This window comes from Klebsiella sp. PL-2018 (assembly GCF_019048985.1).
GTDB classification, from domain to species: Bacteria; Pseudomonadota; Gammaproteobacteria; order Enterobacterales; family Enterobacteriaceae; genus Klebsiella; species Klebsiella michiganensis.
Genome location: NZ_CP077673.1, coordinates 919009 through 939388 on the forward strand (window position 1 = coordinate 919009; position 20380 = coordinate 939388).

Genomic DNA, 20380 nt, shown 5'->3' on the forward strand with positions numbered 1-20380 from the left:
GTCACGATGCGCCGGCGGCGCGGCGGTACATACGCCGCGGATGGCCAATCTTGCCGTACAGCATTTCCACCTCCAGAAAGCCGATTTCCACGCAGTGCTCCAGATAGCGACGGGCCGTGGTTTTGCTTAAGCCAGCCTCGCTCACCACGTCATCAACCGAAAAGCAGCGCTCTTCTTCGCCGGTAAACAGGCTCTGCACCAGCGCCAGCGTTTTTTCTTCAATGCCTTTACTGCCGCTATCGGCTCGGTAGTTTTTAGCCTGCAGCTGATACAGCGAATCCACGTTCTGCTGGTCGACGATCTTCCATTCGCGCTGCTGATCGTAGAACTGCACGAACCGTTCAAGGGACTGGCTCAGGCGCTTCCATGATACCGGCTTAAGAATGTAGTCGAAGGCGCCGTTGCGGATTGCCTGGCTACAGGTTTCCATATCGCTGGCGGCGGTGATAAAGATCACCGAGCAGTTAGCATGGGCCATAATAGGGTCGTTCATCAGGGTGACCCCTTTGCCGTCCGGCAGGTAGTTATCCAGCAGCACCAGCTGCGGCGGTCTGGCGTTGAGTATCTGCCGCGCCTGGGCGAGAGAGGCCGCCGTGCCGGTCAGCCGCATGCGCGGGTGTTTCTGGATAAGCTCGGCGTGCAGCCGCGCCAGTTCGCTTTCATCTTCAACGATCAGGACATCGACCAGGTCATGATGCATAGTGCGTCTCTTCTTGCGGATGGGCTGGCCCGCTGGCGGGAATAAACAGCGTGAAAATCGCCCCGCGCGGCGCGTTGTCGGCCACTTCAATCGTGCCGCCAGCCTGGGTGACATAGCGCTCAATAAGATACAGTCCAATACCGTGATCGCCGCGGGTTTTGGTGGTGACGCCGCGCTCAAATATATGCTCGCGGATCTCCGGGCGAATACCAACGCCGCGATCGGCGACTTCAATCATTAATTCCCGGGCGTTGAGCTGAATCAGGATCTCGACCGGTTCGTGTGGTAGTTCAGCGCGCTGGGTGGCTTCAATGGCGTTATCCAGCAGATTACCGATGATAGAGATAAGCTCGGACTCCATCAACGACGGCAGCGGGCGGTCGATGCGGCAGGCCGGGTCAAAGCTCAGCTCAACCCCTTTTTCCCGCGCGCGGGCGGCTTTACCCAGCAGCAGGCCGCACAGCGTCGGCGAATTAAAGTGCGATGAAATAAAGTCCAGCAGCTCCTGGGCATGCTCCGACTGCGCCTGAATATAGCGAATCGCCTCGTCATAGTGGCCCATATGCAGCAGGCCGGAGAGGGTCGTCATCCGGTTGAGCTGTTCATGGCGCATGATGCGCAGATTATCAACGTAGCGTTTTACCTGGCTGAGCTGGGCGCTCAGGGAGTTGATCTCATCGCGGTCGCGGAAGGTGATCACCCAGCCCTGTAGCGCATTCTCCAGCATGATTCGCACCCGGCTGGCGAGTACCGTCAGCTGATTAAAACGGCACAGCTCGTCGTGGGTATCGCTTTCGAACATCTCTCCGCCGGCGAAAAACGGCTGCGGCGTAATGACGCTATCGATAGACTTACCGCGCAGCTGGTGCGCGGGCTGGCTCAGTCCGAGCAGGCTGCGGGCGGCGTGGTTTATCACTTCAATACGCCGGTGATGGTCAATCACAATCACCCCTTCGTATATCGACTCCATCATCGCTTTTTGCTGACGTACCAGCAGGCCGATTTCGCGCGGCTCCAGCGAGAAAATTTGTTTTTTAATGCTGCGGGTGAAGTACCAGGAGAAGATAAACAGCGCGATAAGCAGCAGCACCGCGGCGATGAAAATATTGATGACTTTTGCCAGCGTGATGCTGTCGAGATAGCTGGTGAGGTAGCCGACGGAGACAATGCCAACGACCCGACCCGCGTCATCGAAAATGGGCGCTTTGCTGCGCAGGGAAATACCGAGTCCTCCTTTGCGGATGGTGGTCGTGCTTTTCCCCTCAAGTACCGGCTGGTTATCGCCGCCAACCAGCCGCGTGCCGACCCACTCCGGATGGACAGAGTGAAACAGATGCACGCCCCGCTTATCGCCAATGACGATAAAACTGGCGTCGCTGTGGGCGGCGATATTTTGCATAAAAGGCTTTATCGCCAGCGCGTCTTCACGCGCCACCTGCTGACGTAAATCCGGCATCAGCGCGATTTCTTCTGCCTGTATTTTCGCGCGGGCGCTCATTTCCTGATAAAGCTGATGGCTGGCGTCGAAATAGTAATACACGCCCAGCAGCGCAAACAGCACTGAGAAAAAAGCGACCAGCGAAATGAACAGCTTAAACTGAAATGAAACCTTCATAAGTATAATGCACAGTATCAGGGATACGGCAGCGTATCATTTTTTCGCTGCCGGCATCGTGGCTGAGGGAAACCGGTGAACGTCACAAGAGCGTCCGGGAACCAGAATTATCCGCTGGCGGGGAATTTATCAAGGTTAATCAGGCGCTGGATTTAAAAACCTTAAAAACCACGGCAATAAATCAGAGCGGTTTCACAATAATAATAGAAACCATAAAAACCATAGTGACCATTAAAACTTCTTTTTTAATCTGCCGATCCTCACATTAACTCCGCGCGTGGCCCTCTAACCTGAAAAGTAATAATAACCAGAGGGCTTAATTATGAGCACCACAGACAATGCATTCTCTGCAACCATCGACCCTATTAATACGCCGAAACCCGCGCTTAAGCAGCGCTGGTGGCATATCCTCGATAACTGGAAAGTCGGTATTATCCCGCTGCCGCTCTTTTTGCTGGCCGGCGGCCTGATCGCGCTGGACTGCCTGGGCGGCAAGCTGCCGAGCGATATCGTCGTGATGGTAGCGACGCTGGCCTTTTTCGGTTTTGCCTGCGGCGAATTCGGTAAACGGCTGCCGGTACTCGGCAAGCTCGGCGCGGCGGCCATCTGCGCGACCTTCATCCCTTCTGCGCTGGTGCATTACGGCCTGCTGCCGGAGGTGGTGGTGGAATCGACCACTAAATTCTATAAGTCGACCAACATTCTTTATCTTTATATCTGCTGCATTATCGTCGGCAGCATTATGAGCATGAACCGCACCACGCTGATTCAGGGCTTTCTGCGGATTTTCTTCCCGATGCTGTGCGGCGAAATCGTCGGCATGGTGGTCGGCGTCGGCGTCGGTACCGCGCTGGGGCTGGAGCCGTTTCAGGTGTTCTTCTTTATCGTCCTGCCGATCATGGCCGGTGGCGTAGGCGAGGGGGCGATCCCGCTGTCGATTGGCTACGCCGCGCTGATGCATATGGATCAGGGCGTGGCGCTTGGGCGCGTGCTGCCGATGGTGATGCTGGGCAGCCTGACGGCGATCGTTATCTCCGGCTGTTTGAACCAGCTGGGCAAGCGTTTCCCGCATTTGACCGGGGAGGGGCAGCTGATGCCGAACCGCCGCAACGAGACGCATCGCGAAACGCCCGTCGAGGGCAAAATGGACGTGACAACGCTGGCCTCCGGCGCGCTGCTGGCGGTGCTGCTCTATATGCTGGGTATGCTGGGGCAGAAGACCATCGGCCTGCCCGCGCCGGTGGGCATGCTGTTCCTCGCGGTGCTGCTGAAGCTGGTGAACGGCGTCTCTCCGCGCCTGCAGGAGGGGTCGCAGATGGTGTATAAGTTCTTCCGTACGGCGGTCACCTATCCGATTCTGTTTGCCGTCGGCGTGGCGATCACTCCGTGGCAGGAGCTGGTCAACGCCTTTACCGTGACCAATTTGCTGGTGATTATCAGCACCGTAACGGCGCTGGTGGCGACCGGTTTCCTGGTCGGCAAAAAGATTGGCATGTACCCGATTGACGTGGCGATTGTCTCCTGCTGCCAGAGCGGTCAGGGCGGTACCGGCGACGTGGCGATTCTGACCTCCGGCAACCGCATGAACCTGATGCCGTTCGCGCAGATCGCAACCCGGATCGGCGGCGCGATTAATGTTTCGCTGGGTCTGCTGTTCCTCAGTCACTTTCTGGCCTGATTTAACTTTTTTATAACCGCTAAGTCTGCTTTTTCATGCTAAATGGCGCAGAAAATATCTGCGCCCCGTCTCCAAAACAGGGATCGTTTAGCGATACAATCAGCGCCATTATTCGCGACTGCGACGGCAGCCTGTCCGCTGCCTTTTATTAAGTGAGGAGAGAAACAAATGTCAGTGGATACTCTCGCCCGTGAGGGCGTAAGCATGGAAGCGCTGCTGGCGGCGAAAGAGCAGCGCGCCGCGCGCCAGGCCGACTGGTTAGCCCATTATCAGCGGCCGGTGATTTCGCTGACCCTGGTGACGCCGGGCGCGGTGAAAGACAGCATTCGCTACCGTAATATGATGGGGGTGGCGCTGCAGGCCTGCGATCAGATGCTGTGGAAACACCGCTGGCAGACGCTGGATCGCCAGGTGCTGTGGCTGCCGACCGGGCCGGAAGCGCTGTGGTGCGTCGATCACGCCGCCAGTGAAATCAAAGCCTTCTGTACCGATCTTGAGCATACCCATCCGCTGGGCCGCCTGTGGGATATTGACGTCATTTGCCCGAAAAATGGCCTGGTTGGCCGTCAGTCAATGGGGGAGAACCAGCGCCGCTGCCTGCTGTGCGACGAGCCTGCGCACGCCTGCGCGCGCAGCCGCCGTCATGACTCCGGGCAGGTTGTGGCCCGCGTTGAGCAGATGATTGATGCGTGGTTTGCCCGCGACTGACGTCCGTTTTCCGCGGCATTGATGAGCGAGGAGTAGCCCGGGTGAGCCGCTGGCGGCACGACCCGGGACAGAGAGGTACGGTCAGAAGTCGATCGGCGCGCGAAACGTCATCGTATTACCGAAAGCGGGGTGGGTGATGGTCAGCGTTTCGGCGTGCAGCAGCAGACGCGGCGCCATGGCCAGCGCTTCCGGCGACGCATAAAAGCGGTCGCCAAGAATCGGATGGCCCAGCGCCAGCATATGCACGCGCAGCTGATGCGAACGCCCGGTAATCGGCTTCAGGCGCACGCGGGCGGTGTTGTCCGCCGCCAACTCCAGCACTTCATACTCGGTTTGCGCCGCTTTGCCGGTTTCGTAACACACCTTCTGCTTTGGCCGGTTCGGCCAGTCGCAAATCAGCGGTAAATCCACCAGACCCTCGGTTTTCTCCGGATGCCCCCAGACGCGGGCGACGTACTGCTTTTTCGGCTCCCGTTCGCGGAACTGCCGCTTTAGCTCGCGCTCTGCCGCTTTGGTCAGGGCCACCACAATCACGCCGCTGGTCGCCATATCCAGCCGGTGCACCGACTCGGCCTGCGGGAAGTCGCGCTGAACGCGCGCCATCACGCTGTCTTTGTGCTCGGCAAGCCGGCCCGGCACGGACAACAGGCCGCTTGGCTTGTTGACCACCATAATGTGCTCATCCTGGTAGAGGATAACCAGCCAGGGATCCTGCGGCGGATTGTAGTTTTCCATCGCCATATTCGCGTTCCGTTACTGGTGGGTGACCACGATTAAGCGCAGCGCATCCAGGCGCCAGCCCGCCTGCGCCAGCGCGTCCATAACCTGCTGACGGTTGCTCTCGATAGCCGCCAGTTCATCATCGCGGATGTTCGGGTTCACGGCGCGCAGCGCTTCAAGGCGCGACAGCTCGGCCGTCAGCTTATCGTCGGCTTCTTTACGCGCGGCGTCGATCAGCGCCTGGGCCGCTTTGGCTACCTGGCCTTCGCCCTGCTGTAAAATCGCGTGGACGTCCTGCTGGACGGCGTTGACCAGCTTGCTGCCGGTGTGGCGGTTAACCGCGCTCAGCTGACGGTTGAAGCTTTCGAACTCCACCTGACCGGCGAGGTTGTTGCCGTTTTTGTCGAGCAGCATGCGCACCGGCGTCGGCGGCAGGAAGCGGTTGAGCTGCAGATGCTTCGGCGCCTGCGCTTCAACGACGTAAATCAGCTCCAGCAGCAGAGTACCTACCGGCAGCGCTTTATTCTTCAGCAGCGAAATGGTGCTGCTGCCGGTATCGCCGGAGAGGATCAGATCCAGACCGTTGATAATCAGCGGATGCTCCCAGGTGATGAACTGCGCGTCTTCGCGGGACAGGGCGACGTCACGCTCAAAGGTAATGGTGCAGCCATCTTCCGGCAGGCCCGGGAAATCCGGGACCAGCATATGGTCGGAGGGGGTCAGGACAATCAGATTCTCACCGCGATCGTCCTGGTTGATGCCGACGATATCAAACAGGTTCATGGAGAAGGCGATCAGGCTGGTGTCGTCATCCTGTTCTTCAATGCTTTCCGCAAGCTGCTGGGCTTTTTCTCCGCCGTTGGAGTGGATCTCCAGCAGACGGTCGCGGCCCTGTTCCAGCTGCGCTTTCAGCGCTTCATGCTGCTGGCGGCAGGCTTTGATCAGGTCGTCAAAGCCGTCGGTATTTTCCGGCGTGGCAAGATAGTTGATCAGTTCGTTATGCACGCTGTCGTAGACGGTTCGGCCGGTCGGGCAGGTGTGCTCGAACGCGTCCAGGCCTTCGTGATACCAGCGCACCAGCACCGACTGGGCGGTTCTTTCCAGATAGGGAACGTGGATCTGAATATCGTGAGCCTGGCCGATACGGTCAAGACGGCCGATACGCTGCTCCAGCAGATCCGGGTTGAACGGCAGGTCGAACATCACCAGATTGCTGGCGAACTGGAAGTTACGGCCTTCGGAGCCGATCTCAGAACACAGCAGCACCTGAGCGCCGGTATCTTCCTCGGCGAACCAGGCGGCGGCGCGGTCGCGTTCGATAATCGACATCCCTTCGTGGAACACCGCGGCGCGAATGCCTTCGCGCTCGCGCAGGACCTGCTCCAGCTGCAGCGCGGTGGCCGCTTTGGCGCAGATGACCAGTACTTTCTGCGAGCGGTGGCTGGTGAGATGGCCCATCAGCCATTCAACGCGCGGATCGAAGTTCCACCAGGTGCCGGTATCGCCTTCAAATTCCTGATAAATCTGCTCCGGATAGAGCATGTCGCGGGCGCGCTCTTCGGCGGTTTTGCGGGCGCCCATAATGCCGGAAACTTTAATGGCCGTCTGGTACTGGGTCGGCAGCGGCAGACGAATCGTATGCAGCTCGCGTTTCGGGAAACCTTTGACACCGTTACGGGTGTTGCGGAACAGCACGCGGCTGGTGCCGTGGCGGTCCATCAGCATCGACACCAGCTCCTGACGAGCGGCCTGGGCATCATCGCGATCGCTGTTGGCGGCCTGCAATAATGGTTCAATATCCTGTTCGCCGATCAGATCGCTCAGCGCGTTCAGATCGGCGTCGCTCAGCTTATTACCGGCCAGCAGCAGGGCGACCGCGTCGGCAACCGGACGGTAGTTCTGCTGCTCTTCAACAAACTGGGCGAAGTCGTGGAAACGGTTGGGGTCGAGCAGGCGCAGGCGGGCGAAGTGGCTCTCCATTCCCAGCTGCTCCGGCGTCGCGGTGAGCAGCAGAATGCCCGGCACGCATTCGGCCAGCTGTTCAATCGCCTGATATTCCCGGCTCGGGGCGTCTTCGCTCCAGACCAGGTGGTGCGCTTCATCAACGACCATCAGATCCCATTCGGCTTCGCACAGGTGTTCCAGGCGCTGCTTGCTGCGGCGCACGAAATCCAGCGAACAGATCACCAGCTGTTCGGTTTCGAACGGGTTAATCGCGTCGTGCTGCGCTTCGGCATAACGCTCATCGTCAAACAGCGAGAAGCGCAGGTTAAAGCGGCGCAGCATTTCCACCAGCCACTGGTGCTGCAGGGTTTCCGGGACGACGATCAGGACGCGTTCCGCGGCGCCGGAGAGCAGCTGCTGATGCAGGATCATCCCGGCTTCAATGGTTTTACCTAAACCTACTTCATCCGCCAGCAGGACGCGCGGCGCGTGGCGGCGGCCAACGTCGTGGGCGATATTCAGCTGATGCGGGATCAGGCTGGTGCGCTGGCCGCGCAGGCCGCTCCACGGCATGCGGTACTGTTCGCTCTGGAATTTACGCGCGCGATAGCGCAGGGCGAAACGATCCATACGGTCGATCTGTCCGGCGAACAGACGGTCCTGCGGTTTGCTGAAGACCAGCTTGCTGTCGAGGAGCACTTCACGCAGGGTAACGTTGGCTTCCTGGGTATCGAGGCGGGTGCCGGTGTAGGCCAGCAGACCGTTCTCTTCATTAACTTCGTCAACCTGGAGTTGCCAGCCTTCGTGGCTGGTGATGGTATCGCCCGGGTTAAACATCACGCGGGTGATTGGGGAGTCGTTGCGTGCGTACAGACGGTTTTCGCCGATGGCGGGGAAAAGCAGGGTCACCATGCGCGCGTCCAGCGCAACGACCGTCCCTAATCCCAGTTCGCTCTCTGTGTCGCTAATCCAGCGTTGACCAAGTGTAAAAGGCATATATGTTCGGCTCTTTAGTTCTTTGATTGCAGGCAATAGTTGAGCATCTCCATGGAGAATCGGAGATACGTCAAAATTGGGTCCAGGAATGGAAAGGGCGCTATATTACTGGATGGCGGAACGTTCGTCACGTCCTCCTCACCCTTCATTTTGCGGCTTTTTCGCCAGCGGAATGAGTGAGAAAAAATCAAAATAGCCCCAGCTGCCCCGTCACTATTGTAGCAAAATCGTCGTCGACAAAGGGAAGTATTCCTTCGGCGACAGGCTCTAATTGCTTAGAAAGATAGTGTTCATAATCCAGCGGTGATTGCTGATAATCCACCGGCTCCGGCCCGCCGGTGGTCCAGACGTATTTAATGCTGCCGCGCTGCTGATACTGCTGCGGCCTGCCCAGCCTGACGTTTTGCTCATCAGCGAGCCTGGCCGCGCGCACGTGCGGCGGCACGTTGCGCTGATACTCCGCCAGCGGACGGCGCAGGCGCTTGCGGTAGACCAGCCGATCGTCAAGCTCGCCGTTCATCAGCTTATCAATGGTTTCGCGCACGTAATCGCGATAGGGCTGATGGCGGAAAATGCGCAGATAAAGCTCCTGCTGAAACTGCTGGGCCAGCGGCGTCCAGTCGGTGCGTACCGTCTCCAGCCCTTTAAACACCATGCGCTGCTCGCTGCCTTCCTGAATCATCCCGGCGTAGCGCTTTTTACTGCCGGTATCCGCGCCGCGAATGGTGGGCATGAGAAAGCGGCAGAAGTGGGTTTCGAACTCCAGCTCGAGGGTGCTGACAAGCCCCTCTTTGCTCAGCTCCGCCGCCCACCATTCGTTGACAAAGGCCACCAGCGAGCGGCCGATGCTGCTGGCTTCCTCTTCGCTGTGGGACCGTTTGAGCCACACGAAGGTGGAGTCGGTATCGCCGTAGATAACGTCATAGCCCTGGGATTCAATCAGCGCTTTGGTCTGGCGCATAATCGTGTGGCCGCGCATGGTGATGGATGAGGCCAGACGCGGATCGAAAAAGCGGCAGGCGCTGGTACCGAGCACGCCGTAGAAGGCGTTCATAATGATTTTCAGCGCCTGCGACAGCGGTTTGTTTTTATGCTGCTTGGCCTCGTCGCGCCCGTGCCAGATTTGCCCGACGATCCCCGGCAGGCAGTGTTTTTCTCGCGAGAAGCGCGCGCCGAGAAAGCCTTCGGTGCTGTGAGCGTCATCGGGCTGCGCCAGACCTTCCACCAGCCCTACCGGGTCGATCAGAAAGGTGCGGATAATCGACGGGTACAGGCTTTTGTAATCCAGCACCAGCACCGAGTCGTAGAGGCCGGGGCGGGAGTCCATCACGTAGCCGCCGGGGCTGGCCTGCGGCGGCACTTCACCGAGGTTCGGCGCGACGTAGCCGAGCCGGTGCATGCGTGGGAAATAGAGATGGCTAAAGGCGGCTACCGAACCGCCGTGGCGATCCGCAGGCAGGCCGTTGACCGTCGCGCGCTCCAGCAAAAACGGCATGATCTCGGTTTTGTGGAAGATGCGCGTGACCAGCTCGCAGTCCTGCAGGTTATAGGTGGCCAGCGCCGGTTTATCCTGGTGAAAGCGGCGATCGATTTCATCCATCCGATCCCAGGGATTATCAATGGCTTTGCCCTCGCCGAGCAGCTCGCGGGCGACCGACTCCAGCGCAAAAGAGGAGAAGTTCCAGAACGCGGATTTCAGCGCCTCGATGCCATCGATAATCAGGCGGCCGTTGGCCTGAGCAAAGAAGACGCCATTCTTAAAACCGTGTTCGCGCCACTCCAGTTCGCTGTTGCCGCGGCCGAGCAGCAGCGGGATGCGATAGCGCTCGGCGTGCTTTTGCAGGACGCGTAAATCAAACTGCACCACGTTCCAGCCGATCAGCACGTCCGGGTCGTGGGCGGCAAACCAGGCGTTAAGCTTTTCCAGCAGCAGCGGGCGGCTGGCGACGTACTCCAGTTCGAAATCGACGGCAGGCGGGGTGGCCGGTTCCGGCCCTAACATATAGACGACCCGCTGGCCGCAGCCTTCAAGGCCGATGCAGTAGAGCTCGCCGTGGCGGCTGGTTTCGATGTCCAGCGACACCCACTTCAGGGGCGGCCGGTAGTGGGGATTGGGCTTCATCCGCGCGTTGACCAGCCGCTGACCGCGCGACTCGCCTTCAACCCACACCGGGGCGGTGATAAAGCGCTCCATCAGATAGCGCTCCGGCGGGCGAACGTCGCCTTCATATACCGTGACGCCGTTTTCGCACAGCTTTTTTTCCAGCCGCATCAGCTGGCGGTGAGCGCGGCAGTAGAGACCAAACACCCGCTGGCGATGAAAATCTTGCAGAGTGAGCGCAGCAAGGCGATGGCCGTTTTCGCCCTGCAGCAGGCGTTCAGCCTGCGGGCGCTGCGATTCGGGAATGAACGCGACGGATTCCTGCGGCGGCAGGGTGACCTCAAGCGGGCCGTCATCGGTCGCCAGCCAGAATGTCAGTTCGGTGCCCTGCGGGGTATCCCGCCAGTGACGGGTGAGTAAAAAACCTGCTCGTGGCTGCGTCACGCCGTGCTCTCATCAGTAAAAACCAGGCCTGATTATAGCCTGGTTCACCGAATGATGCTGGGGTTTTATACAGGTGTGGCGCGCTGCTTCCCGGACTTAGCCGGGCTACCAGCCTGTAGCCCGGCTAAGCGCAGCGCGAGCCGGGAATGCTGCGGCCTTACTGCCCGTAATAGGCTTTCGCGCCGTGCTTGCGCAGATAGTGTTTATCCAGCAGCGTTTGCTGCATCTCCGGCAGCTGCGGCGCCAGCTGGCGGCAGAAGATGCCCATATAGGCGATCTCTTCCAGCACGATAGCGTTATGCACCGCGTCTTCGGCGTTTTTCCCCCAGGCAAACGGGCCGTGCGAGTTCACCAGCACGCCGGGCATTTGCGCCGGATCGATGCCTTTTTCACGGAAGGTTTCAACGATCACTTCGCCGGTTTGCCATTCGTACTCGCCGTTGATCTCATCGTCGGTCATCAAACGGGTACAGGGGACCGCGCCGTAGAAATAGTCGGCGTGGGTGGTGCCGGTAGCGGGAATCGACTGTCCGGCCTGCGCCCAGATGGTGGCGTGACGCGAATGAGTATGAACAATGCCGCCCAGCGTCGGGAATGCCTGATACAGCAGACGGTGGGTTGGCGTATCCGAAGAGGGCTTTTTCTTGCCTTCCACCACGTCGCCGGTCTCCAGGCTGACCACCACCATATCCTCGGCGGTCATGACGCTGTAGTCGACGCCGGAGGGTTTAATCACCAGCACGCCCCGTTCACGGTCGACGGCGCTGACGTTGCCCCAGGTGAGGGTAACCAGATTGTGCTTTGGCAGGGCCAGGTTGGCTTCGAGAACCTGGCGTTTAAGATCTTCTAACATACTGTGCTCCGAATTGCTGGCGAGTCAGTTCCCCTCACCCGCACCCTCAGGGAGAGGGTGAGGGGACGGCCCCTTAGCGTTTTGAACCGTAATACACTTCGTTCCAGCGCAGCGCGTCCTTGAAGGAGGGCAGACGGGTTTCGTTATCAATCACGGTCAGCTCGATATCCTGCAGCTCAGCAAACTGGCGCATATCGTCGAGGGTGAGCGCATGGCTGAAGACAGTGTGGTGCGCGCCGCCAGCGATGATCCAGGCTTCGGACGCGGTGCGCAGATCCGGATGCGCTTTCCACAAGGCGTTGGCCACCGGCAGCTTCGGCAGTTCGTGCGGCGTTTTCACCGTTTCAATGGTGTTCACCAGCAGACGATAGCGATCGCCGAGATCGATCAGGCTGGCGACGATCGCCGGGCCGGTCTGGGTGTTAAAGATGATGCGCGCCGGATCGGCTTTCCCGCCGATGCCCAGCGGCTGCACGTCGAGAATCGGTTTTTCAGGGGTGGCGATGGTCGGGCAGACTTCCAGCATATGCGAGCCCAGCGCCAGATCGTTGCCTTTCTCGAAGTGGTAGGTGTAATCCTCCATAAAGGAGGTGCCGCCCTGCAGACCGGTTGCCATCACCTTCATGATGCGAAGCAGAGCGGCGGTTTTCCAGTCGCCTTCGCCCGCAAAGCCGTAGCCCTGCTGCATCAGACGCTGCACGGCGAGACCCGGAAGCTGTTTCAGGCCGTGTAAATCTTCAAAGGTGGTGGTGAACGCGTGGAAGCCGCCCTGTTCCAGGAAGCGCTTCATCCCCAGCTCAATGCGCGCGGCATCGAGAAGGTTCTGCCGCTTATCGCCGTGGATTTGCACCGCGGGGGTCAGGCGATAGCTGCTTTCGTACTCATCCACCAGGGCGCTGATTTCACCGTCGGTGACCGCATTGACGACCTGCACCAGATCGCCCACCGCCCAGGTGTTAACCGAGAAGCCAAACTTAATCTGCGCGGCGACTTTATCCCCGTCGGTGACCGCCACTTCGCGCATGTTATCGCCGAAACGGCACACTTTCAGGTGGCGGGTATCCTGTTTAGAGACCGCCTGGCGCATCCACGCGCCGATGCGCTGATGGGCTTCTTTATCCTGCCAGTGGCCGGTCACCACGCTGTGCTGCTGACGCATGCGGGCGCCGATGAAGCCAAATTCGCGGCCGCCGTGGGCGGTCTGGTTCAGGTTCATAAAGTCCATATCGATGCTGTCCCACGGCAGGGCCGCGTTGAACTGGGTGTGGAACTGCATCAGCGGTTTATTCAGGATCGTGAGGCCATTGATCCACATTTTCGCCGGCGAGAAGGTATGCAGCCACACCACCATCCCGGCGCACTTATCATCGTAGTTTGCGTCGCGGCAGATATGGGTGATCTCATCCGGCGTGGTACCCAGCGGCTTAAGTACCAGTTTGCACGGCAGTTTGGCTTCCGCATTCAGGCTGTTCACCACATGTTCTGCGTGCTTTGTCACCTGACGTAGCGCTTCAGGGCCGTACAGATGCTGGCTACCGATAACGAACCACACTTCATAGTTATTAAAAATCGTCATTTTCATGTCCTTAATGGGTGAGGGCTGCCTGAGATTGCGGCGCGGATTCCGCTTTTGCAGTCGAAGGGAGATAACGTTGTTCCGCGCTGAGCGACCACTGCTGGTAGCGCTGATAGAGTTGTTCGAAGCGTTGCGCCTGCGCCGGACGAGGCTGCAGGGTACTTTCCACCTGGCTGGCCATGTTTTCCTGTGCGGCAGGGATATCGCGGTATACGCCGGCGGCAACGGCGGCGAAGATAGCCGCGCCCAGGGCGCAGCACTGATCGGACGCGACGATTTGCAGCGGGCGATTCAGCACATCGCAGCAGGCCTGCATGATCACCGGGTTTTTGCGCGCGATGCCGCCGAGCGCCATCACGTTATTGACCGGGATCCCCTGTTCGGTGAAGCACTCCATAATGGCGCGGGCGCCAAAAGCGGTGGCGGCAATCAGTCCGCCGAACAGCGCAGGGGCGTCGGTGGCGAGGTTCAGATCGGTAATGACCCCTTTCAGACGCTGGTTGGCATTCGGCGTACGGCGGCCGTTAAACCAGTCCAGCACCACCGGCAGGTGGTCAAGAGACGGATTTTTTGCCCATGCGTCGGTCAGCGCGGGCAGCAGCTGTTTCTGGCTGGCTTTGATCTGCTCTTTGAGTTCCGGGTGGGCCTGCGCCAGCTGCTCCAGCGGCCAGCCGAGAATGCGGCCAAACCAGGCGTAGATGTCGCCAAAAGCGGATTGCCCCGCTTCCATACCGATAAAGTCAGGCACGACGCTGCCGTCGACCTGGCCGCAAATCCCTTTCACCGTGCGCTCGCCAACGCTCTGTTTATCGGCGATCAGAATGTCGCAGGTGGAGGTGCCGATAACTTTGACCAGCGCGTTTGGCTGCGCACCGGCGCCGACGGCGCCCATATGGCAGTCGAATGCGCCGCCGGAGATGGCGACGGTTTGCGGCAGGCCCAGGCGCGCGGCCCATTCGGCGGTGAGCGTGCCGACCGGGATATCCGCAGTCCAGGTATCGCTGAACATCGGGTAGGCCAGGCTCTGGTTGATTATCGGGTCGAGTTCATCGAAGAAACCGGCAGGCGGCAGTCCGCCCCAGCTTTCATGCCACAGGGATTTGTGCCCGGCGCTGCAGCGGCCGCGACGAATATCCTGCGGGCGGGTGGTCCCGGAAAGCAGGGCCGGCACCCAGTCGCACAGCTCAATCCACGACGCGGCGGCCTCGGCGACGGCGCTGTCCTGGCGGGTCACGTGGAGGATCTTGGCCCAGAACCATTCGCTGGAGTAGATACCGCCGATATAGCGGGAGTAATCCTCTTTGCCCGGCTGGTGGCACAGGCGGGTAATCTCCTCCGCCTCCTCCACCGCGGTATGGTCCTTCCACAGCACGAACATGGCGTTGGGGTTGCTGGCGAATTCGTCGCGCAGCGCCAGGACGTTGCCGTCGGCGTCGATGGGCGCGGGGGTGGAGCCGGTGCTGTCAACGCCGATACCCACCACGGCAGCGCGCTGTTCGGCGCTAAGCGCGGCGAGGACGCTTTTCAGCGCGGCTTCCATTGATTCGATATAGTCGCGTGGATGATGGCGGAACTGGTTGTTCGGACCATCGCAAAATAGCCCCTCCTGCCAGCGCGGATACCACTCGACGCTTGCGGCGAGCTCTTCGCCGGTCGCGCACTCTACCGCCAGGGCGCGTACTGAATCACTGCCAAAATCGAGGCCAATCGCAATTGCCATACTGTTACTCCATGCTAAAAATCATTCATGGTGAAACAGTAGATATCTGGGCTGAAAACCGTCAGGCCGTATTCGCTAATCTTATGGACTATATTGCTGTGACGTCGCAAAGTGTGACGCCGTGCAAATATTCAATGTGGACTTTCCTGCCGTCTTTATAGACACTTCAGTTATGCGCTGAAAGCGCCTGAACTGTGCGCCGTGCTCAGTTTTTATCGAGAAGAGGCGGGTTTTAATTCATTTTCTAACCCGCGTCGCAGCATGAGCGACCAGCCAGAGGATAAAATACAAGGTATGGACAATTGGTGTCCTTAATGTCTCCTGGAGAGCAGAGTTTATGGCCGAAACGCAAAACGATCCTTTGTTGCCGGGTTACTCTTTTAACGCCCATCTGGTGACGGGCCTGACGCCAATTGAAGCCGATGGCTATCTTGATTTCTTTATTGACCGTCCGCTGGGCATGAAGGGCTATATCCTTAATCTGACGATTCGCGGCGAAGGGGTGATCAATAACCACGGAGAGCAGTTTATCTGCCGGCCTGGCGATATGCTGCTGTTCCCGCCGGGAGAGATTCACCATTATGGCCGCCATCCCGATGCCCGCGAGTGGTATCACCAGTGGGTCTATTTCCGGCCGCGCGCCTACTGGCATGAATGGCTTAACTGGCCAACGATTTTTGCCCAGACCGGCTTTTTCCGCCCGGATGAGCAGTGCCAGGCGCGCTTTGGCGAACTGTTCGGGCAGATTGTGGAAGCCGGGCAGGGCGCCGGGCGTTACTCCGAGCTGCTGGCGATCAATCTTATGGAGCAGCTGCTGCTCAGGCGCATGGAAGCTATCAACGAATCGCTGCATCCGCCGCTGGATAACCGGGTGCGCGATGCCTGCCAGTACATCAGCGATCATCTGGCGGACAGCCATTTCGATATTGCCAGCGTCGCCCAGCACGTGTGCCTGTCGCCGTCGCGCCTGTCGCATCTGTTCCGCCAGCAGCTGGGGATCAGCGTACTGGGGTGGCGGGAGGATCAGCGCATTAGCCAGGCTAAGCTGCTGCTGAGCACGACGCGGATGCCGATCGCGACCGTTGGCCGTAACGTCGGTTTTGAGGACCAGCTCTACTTTTCGCGCGTGTTTAAGAAATGCACCGGCGCCAGCCCGAGCGAGTTTCGCGCAGGGTGTGAATAAAAAGTAAAGAAAGTGAAATGATGGCCCGGATTTTTAACACAGCCAGTAAACTATACAAACAAATGATGGCTTGACGAAGTATGAACGGCTCCGGAGAATCCGTGCTTCGTTTTTAAACCGGGTACATTATGCAAGCATTGCTGGAACACTTTATTACTCAATCCACGGTCTATTCTCTGATAGCCGTTCTGCTGGTCGCCTTCCTCGAGTCGCTGGCGCTGGTGGGGCTTATCTTACCGGGAACGGTGATGATGGCCGGATTGGGGGCGCTGATCGGCAGCGGCGAGGTTAACTTCTGGCAGGCGTGGCTGGCGGGGATTATCGGCTGTTTGCTTGGCGACTGGATTTCATTCTGGCTTGGCTGGCGGTTTAAAAAGCCGCTGCATCGCTGGTCTTTTTTGAAGAAAAACAAAGCGCTGCTGGATAAAACCGAACATGCGCTGCATCAGCACAGCATGTTTACGATTCTGATTGGCCGCTTCGTCGGGCCGACGCGCCCGCTGGTGCCGATGGTCGCCGGGATGCTCGATCTGCCGGTCGCGAAGTTCATCCCGCCGAATATCATCGGCTGCCTGCTGTGGCCGCCGCTCTACTTCTTACCGGGAATCCTTGCCGGGGCGGCCATTGATATCCCGGCCGATGAGAATAGCGCCAGCTTTAAGTGGCTGCTGCTGGGGGCGGCGCTGCTGGCGTGGCTGGCGGCGTGGCTATGCTGGCGGCTGTGGCGCAGCGCCAAAAGCGCTGGCGATCGTCTCACCCGTTTTCTGCCGCGTTCGCGCCTGCTGTGGCTCGCTCCGCTCATGGTGTGCGCCGCCGGCGCGGCGCTGGTGTTTGCCTTCCGTCATCCGCTGATGCCGGTCTATCTCGACATTCTGCATAAGGTTATTTTGCGCTAATTCCCAGCAGCGCCGAGGCGCTGCTGTTGCCGCTGAGCAGCGCGGCGGTCGCGCCATCCCAGGCAATGCGTCCCTCAGCCACGACCACCGACCGCGGCGCGATGCGCGCCGCATCTTCCACGCTGTGCGAGACCATCAGCAGCGTCAGCTGCCGCTGCTGGCAGACGTCGGCAACCAGCGTCAGCATCTCCAGCCTCAGCGCGGGATCGAGCGCCGAGAAGGGCTCATCCAGCAGCAGTACCGGCTGCTGGCGCACCAGACAGCGCGCCAGCGCCGCACGCTGGCGCTGGCCGCCGGAAAGCTCGCCCGGCAGCCGCTCTAACATCGCGTCAATCCCCATCTGTCCGGCAATCGCCTGCAGATGGGCGGATTGATCCGCGTTCAGCTTGAGCCCCGGGTGCATTCCCAGCGCAATGTTCTGGCGGATGGTGAGATGGTTGAACAGATTATTTTCCTGAAACAGCATCGATACCGGACGACGCGCGGGCGGCGTGTGGGTATGGGGCTGGCCGTCGAGCGCGATACTGCCGCTGGCGGGCGTTAAAAAACCGGCAATCAGGTTCAGCAGCGTGCTTTTTCCGGCCCCGCTCGGGCCAAGAACCGCGATGCGCTCACCGCGTTCGACGGAAAGCGTAAAACGCATCGGCAGATGCTGGTAAAGCCAGGTCACATCATTCAGTTTTAGCATCGCGTCCCGGAAGTTTTTCAATCACGCTAAAGAGTAAAAAGCACAGCAGCAGAAGCAGAAGGGCGGTCACGGCGCCGTCCTGGCTACGGTAAGAACCAATTTGCTGATACAGATAAAAGGGCAGCGTACGGAAATCTTCGTTGCCGAACAGCGCCACGACGCCGAAATCGCCAATCGACAGCACGCAGGCGAAGGCCAGCGCCTGGGCCAGCGGCCGCTTTAAAGCGCGAAGCTCGACCACCCGAAGGCGGGTGAAGCCGCGCATCCCCAGCGACTGGCAGAGGGTGCCGTAGCGGGCGGCGATATCGCGCATCGGGTTTTCCAGTACCTTGAGCGCATAGGGGATTGCCATCAGCGCATTGGTGAAAATCACGATACCGTCGGCGGACTCGGGCAGGCCCACGCTGTTATTGAGCAACAGGAAGAAACCGGTGGCCAGCACGATGCCCGGCATGGCGAGGATCAGCATCCCGCTCAGCTCAAGCGCCTGACCGGCCAGAGGGTGACGGCGGGCGCGAAGCTCGCGGCTGCTCCAGAGCAGCATCATGGTAAGGATGACGCTTAAGAGCCCGGCGGCAAGCGCGATACGCAGCGACGTCCACAGCGCCTGCCATAGCGCCGGCTGATGCAGCACGCTCAGCAGATTGCTGTTCAGCCCGTCGCCTATCACCGCCAGCAGCGGCGGCAGCAGCAGTAAAAGCGCCGCGCCAATCAGCGCCGCGTCGCACAGCCGGCTGTACAGCCGGTCGTCGGGATCGCGCCAGCCGCGAATATGGCTGGCCCCGATGGCGAGGGCTTTACTCAGGCGCTGGCTAAGCAGCACCAGCCCGAGGCAGCAGACCATCTGAATAAGCGCCAGCATCGCCGCGCGCGCCGGGTCGTAGTCGAAATTAAGGGCCTGGTAAATCGCCAGTTCGATGGTGGTCGCCCGCGGGCCGCCGCCCAGCGACAGCACGGTCGCAAAGCTGGCGAAACAGAGCATAAAGATCAGCGCCGCGACCGGTGGAATTTGCCGGCGCAGCCACGGCCACTCGACCAGCCGGAAGAAGACGTAGCCGCGCATGCCGAGCTGGGCGGCGATTTGCCGCTGTTCGCCGGGGATATTTTCCAGCGTCTGCAGCAGCAGGCGCGTGGCCATCGGCATATTAAAGAATACGTGCGCCAGCAGGATCCCCTGTAGCCCGTAGGGCGAGAATTCCCATTGCCAGCCAAAAACGTGGCATAGCTGGGCCAGCCAGCCCTGACGACCGTAGACGCTAAGAATGCCGAAGACCGCCACCAGTACCGGCAGAATTAAGGTCATCGCGCAAAGGCGCAGCAGCAGCGTGCGCCCGGGGAAGCGCCGCCGGTACAGGGCGCGGGCGAGGAATATCGCCGGTAGCACCGAAAAAAGCGCGGAAAGGAAGGCCTGCCAGAAGGAGAAACGCACCACGTGCCAGAGATAGCTGTCGCGGATAAGCGCGTTCCAGGAGGTCTCCGGGGCGCTGAACCATAGCGCCAGAAAGGCGGCCAGCGCCACGACGACCAGCACGATGGCCGCCGTGAGTCCCGGCAGGAGCCAGCCGAAAGCTAGCGGCTGACGGCGCGTTGCCATGCGCTAATCCAGTTCTGACGTTCGGCGGCCACCTGTTGCGGTGTGAATTCGAGGGTCGTTTGCGGTTTCATCAGCGCGTCAAAGCCTGCCGGAAGCGCAACCGTCGTCACCGGATACATCCAGTTGCCGGTGGGGATCGCGTTCTGGAAGCCCGGCGATACCATAAATTTAAGGAACTTTTCCGCCAGCTCCGGCTGTTTGCTGGCCGCGGTGCGGGCGGCTACCTCAACCTGCAGGTAGTGGCCTTCAGCGAAGTTTGCCGCGGCGTAGTTATCTTTTTTCTCTTCGATAATGTGGTAAGCCGGGGAGGTGGTGTAGCTCAGCACCAGATCGCTTTCGCCTTTCAGGAACAGGCCGTAGGCTTCGCTCCAGCCCTTGGTAACGGTAACGGTTTTCGCCGCCAGCTTCTGCCAGGCTTCCGGCGCTTTATCGCCGTAGACTTTTTGCATCCACAGCAGCAGGCCCAGGCCCGGCGTACTGGTGCGCGGATCTTCATAAATCACCCGCCATTTTTGCTCGCCCTCAACCAGCTCTTTCAGGCTTTTCGGCGGATTTTTCAGCTTGTTTTTATCGTAAACAAAGGCGAAGTAGCCGTAATCGAACGGCACGAAGGTGTCGTTGTCCCAGCCGCCGGGCACGCTGACCGCGCTGGCCGGGACGCCGCTTTTGGCGAACAGCTTGCTTTGCGAAGCGGCTTCCAGCAGGTTGTTATCCAGTCCCAGCACCACGTCGGCTTTGCTGTTTTTGCCTTCCATTCGCAGGCGGTTGAGCAGCGAGACGCCATCTTCCAGTGCCACGAACTTCAGCTCGCAGCCGCAGTCGGCTTCAAAGGCTTTTTTAACCGCCGGGCCCGGGCCCCAGTCGGCGGAGAACGAGTCGTAGGTATAAACGGTGAGCAGCGGTTTGGCAAAAACGGGCGCGGCGACCAGCGCCAGCAGGGGGAGTAATTTTTTCAACACTTTGC

At 59.7% G+C, this 20380-nt stretch carries 15 protein-coding genes; 4 read left to right on the forward strand and 11 right to left on the reverse strand.

All coding sequences use genetic code 11. The annotated features are described in order from the left end of the window. Position 1: 1 nt before the first annotated feature. Both MKleb_RS04335 and MKleb_RS04340 read right to left on the reverse strand, forming a co-directional pair. Positions 2 to 700: a response regulator gene (locus tag MKleb_RS04335; protein ID WP_025106473.1), complete on the reverse strand. Its 699-nt coding sequence runs from the start codon at positions 698 to 700 to the stop codon at positions 2 to 4. Next, the gene (locus MKleb_RS04340; protein ID WP_014837388.1) at positions 690 to 2315 is read right to left on the reverse strand and encodes an ATP-binding protein; all 1626 of its coding nucleotides are present in this window, start codon (positions 2313 to 2315) and stop codon (positions 690 to 692) included. Before MKleb_RS04340 ends, MKleb_RS04335 begins: the two co-directional genes overlap by 11 nt. A 322-nt stretch (positions 2316 to 2637) precedes the next feature. Between MKleb_RS04340 and MKleb_RS04345 the strand changes: the two genes are divergently transcribed. Beyond that, positions 2638 to 3993 (forward strand): 2-hydroxycarboxylate transporter family protein, encoded by a 1356-nt coding sequence (locus MKleb_RS04345; RefSeq protein WP_025106474.1) that lies wholly within the window; start codon positions 2638 to 2640, stop codon positions 3991 to 3993. A 168-nt stretch (positions 3994 to 4161) separates the two neighbouring features. Continuing rightward, complete coding sequence (citX, locus tag MKleb_RS04350) at positions 4162 to 4701, forward strand: citrate lyase holo-[acyl-carrier protein] synthase (RefSeq protein WP_025106475.1); 540 nt, start codon at positions 4162 to 4164, stop codon at positions 4699 to 4701. Between the two features lie 81 nt (positions 4702 to 4782). Here the strand turns inward: citX and rluA are convergent, their stop codons facing one another. The 6 genes from rluA to araB all read right to left on the reverse strand — a co-directional run bounded on the left by rluA (position 4783) and on the right by araB (position 15055). Then, the gene (rluA, locus tag MKleb_RS04355; protein WP_004098537.1) at positions 4783 to 5442 is read right to left on the reverse strand and encodes a bifunctional tRNA pseudouridine(32) synthase/23S rRNA pseudouridine(746) synthase RluA; all 660 of its coding nucleotides are present in this window, start codon (positions 5440 to 5442) and stop codon (positions 4783 to 4785) included. A gap of 12 nt (positions 5443 to 5454) precedes the next feature. After that, positions 5455 to 8361, reverse strand: a complete 2907-nt coding sequence (gene rapA, locus MKleb_RS04360) for an RNA polymerase-associated protein RapA (RefSeq protein ID WP_025106476.1) — start codon at positions 8359 to 8361, stop codon at positions 5455 to 5457. 187 nt (positions 8362 to 8548) lie between these two features. Beyond that, entirely contained in the window at positions 8549 to 10906 is a 2358-nt protein-coding gene (gene polB / locus MKleb_RS04365; protein WP_108703579.1) for a DNA polymerase II, read from the reverse strand. A gap of 157 nt (positions 10907 to 11063) precedes the next feature. Beyond that, the gene (araD, locus tag MKleb_RS04370; RefSeq protein ID WP_217076495.1) at positions 11064 to 11759 is read right to left on the reverse strand and encodes an L-ribulose-5-phosphate 4-epimerase; all 696 of its coding nucleotides are present in this window, start codon (positions 11757 to 11759) and stop codon (positions 11064 to 11066) included. Positions 11760 to 11832: 73 nt separating this feature from the next. Beyond that, positions 11833 to 13335, reverse strand: a complete 1503-nt coding sequence (gene araA / locus MKleb_RS04375; RefSeq protein ID WP_004098541.1) for an L-arabinose isomerase — start codon at positions 13333 to 13335, stop codon at positions 11833 to 11835. Between the two features lie 10 nt (positions 13336 to 13345). Beyond that, positions 13346 to 15055, reverse strand: a complete 1710-nt coding sequence (gene araB, locus MKleb_RS04380; RefSeq protein WP_025106478.1) for a ribulokinase — start codon at positions 15053 to 15055, stop codon at positions 13346 to 13348. A gap of 337 nt (positions 15056 to 15392) precedes the next feature. On the opposite strand from araB, the gene araC reads away from it, so the two are divergent. Together araC and MKleb_RS04390 are read left to right on the forward strand one after the other, a co-directional pair. Beyond that, complete coding sequence (gene araC / locus MKleb_RS04385) at positions 15393 to 16238, forward strand: arabinose operon transcriptional regulator AraC (protein ID WP_217076496.1); 846 nt, start codon at positions 15393 to 15395, stop codon at positions 16236 to 16238. 128 nt (positions 16239 to 16366) lie between these two features. Then, on the forward strand, positions 16367 to 17134 hold the full coding sequence (locus MKleb_RS04390; protein ID WP_014227902.1) for a DedA family protein: 768 nt from the start codon (positions 16367 to 16369) through the stop codon (positions 17132 to 17134). Here the strand turns inward: MKleb_RS04390 and thiQ are convergent. From thiQ to thiB, 3 genes are read right to left on the reverse strand one after another with little or no spacing between them, the layout of a single operon-like run. Continuing rightward, the gene (gene thiQ, locus MKleb_RS04395; RefSeq protein WP_014227903.1) at positions 17121 to 17822 is read right to left on the reverse strand and encodes a thiamine ABC transporter ATP-binding protein ThiQ; all 702 of its coding nucleotides are present in this window, start codon (positions 17820 to 17822) and stop codon (positions 17121 to 17123) included. The genes MKleb_RS04390 and thiQ overlap by 14 nt on opposite strands. Continuing rightward, positions 17806 to 19416 carry a thiamine/thiamine pyrophosphate ABC transporter permease ThiP gene (thiP, locus tag MKleb_RS04400; protein ID WP_025106479.1) on the reverse strand — a complete coding sequence of 537 codons (1611 nt, stop codon included), beginning with the start codon at positions 19414 to 19416 and terminating at the stop codon, positions 17806 to 17808. Before thiP ends, thiQ begins: the two co-directional genes overlap by 17 nt. Further along, positions 19392 to 20375, reverse strand: a complete 984-nt coding sequence (gene thiB / locus MKleb_RS04405; RefSeq protein ID WP_009654640.1) for a thiamine ABC transporter substrate binding subunit — start codon at positions 20373 to 20375, stop codon at positions 19392 to 19394. Before thiB ends, thiP begins: the two co-directional genes overlap by 25 nt. Positions 20376 to 20380 lie beyond the last annotated feature (5 nt).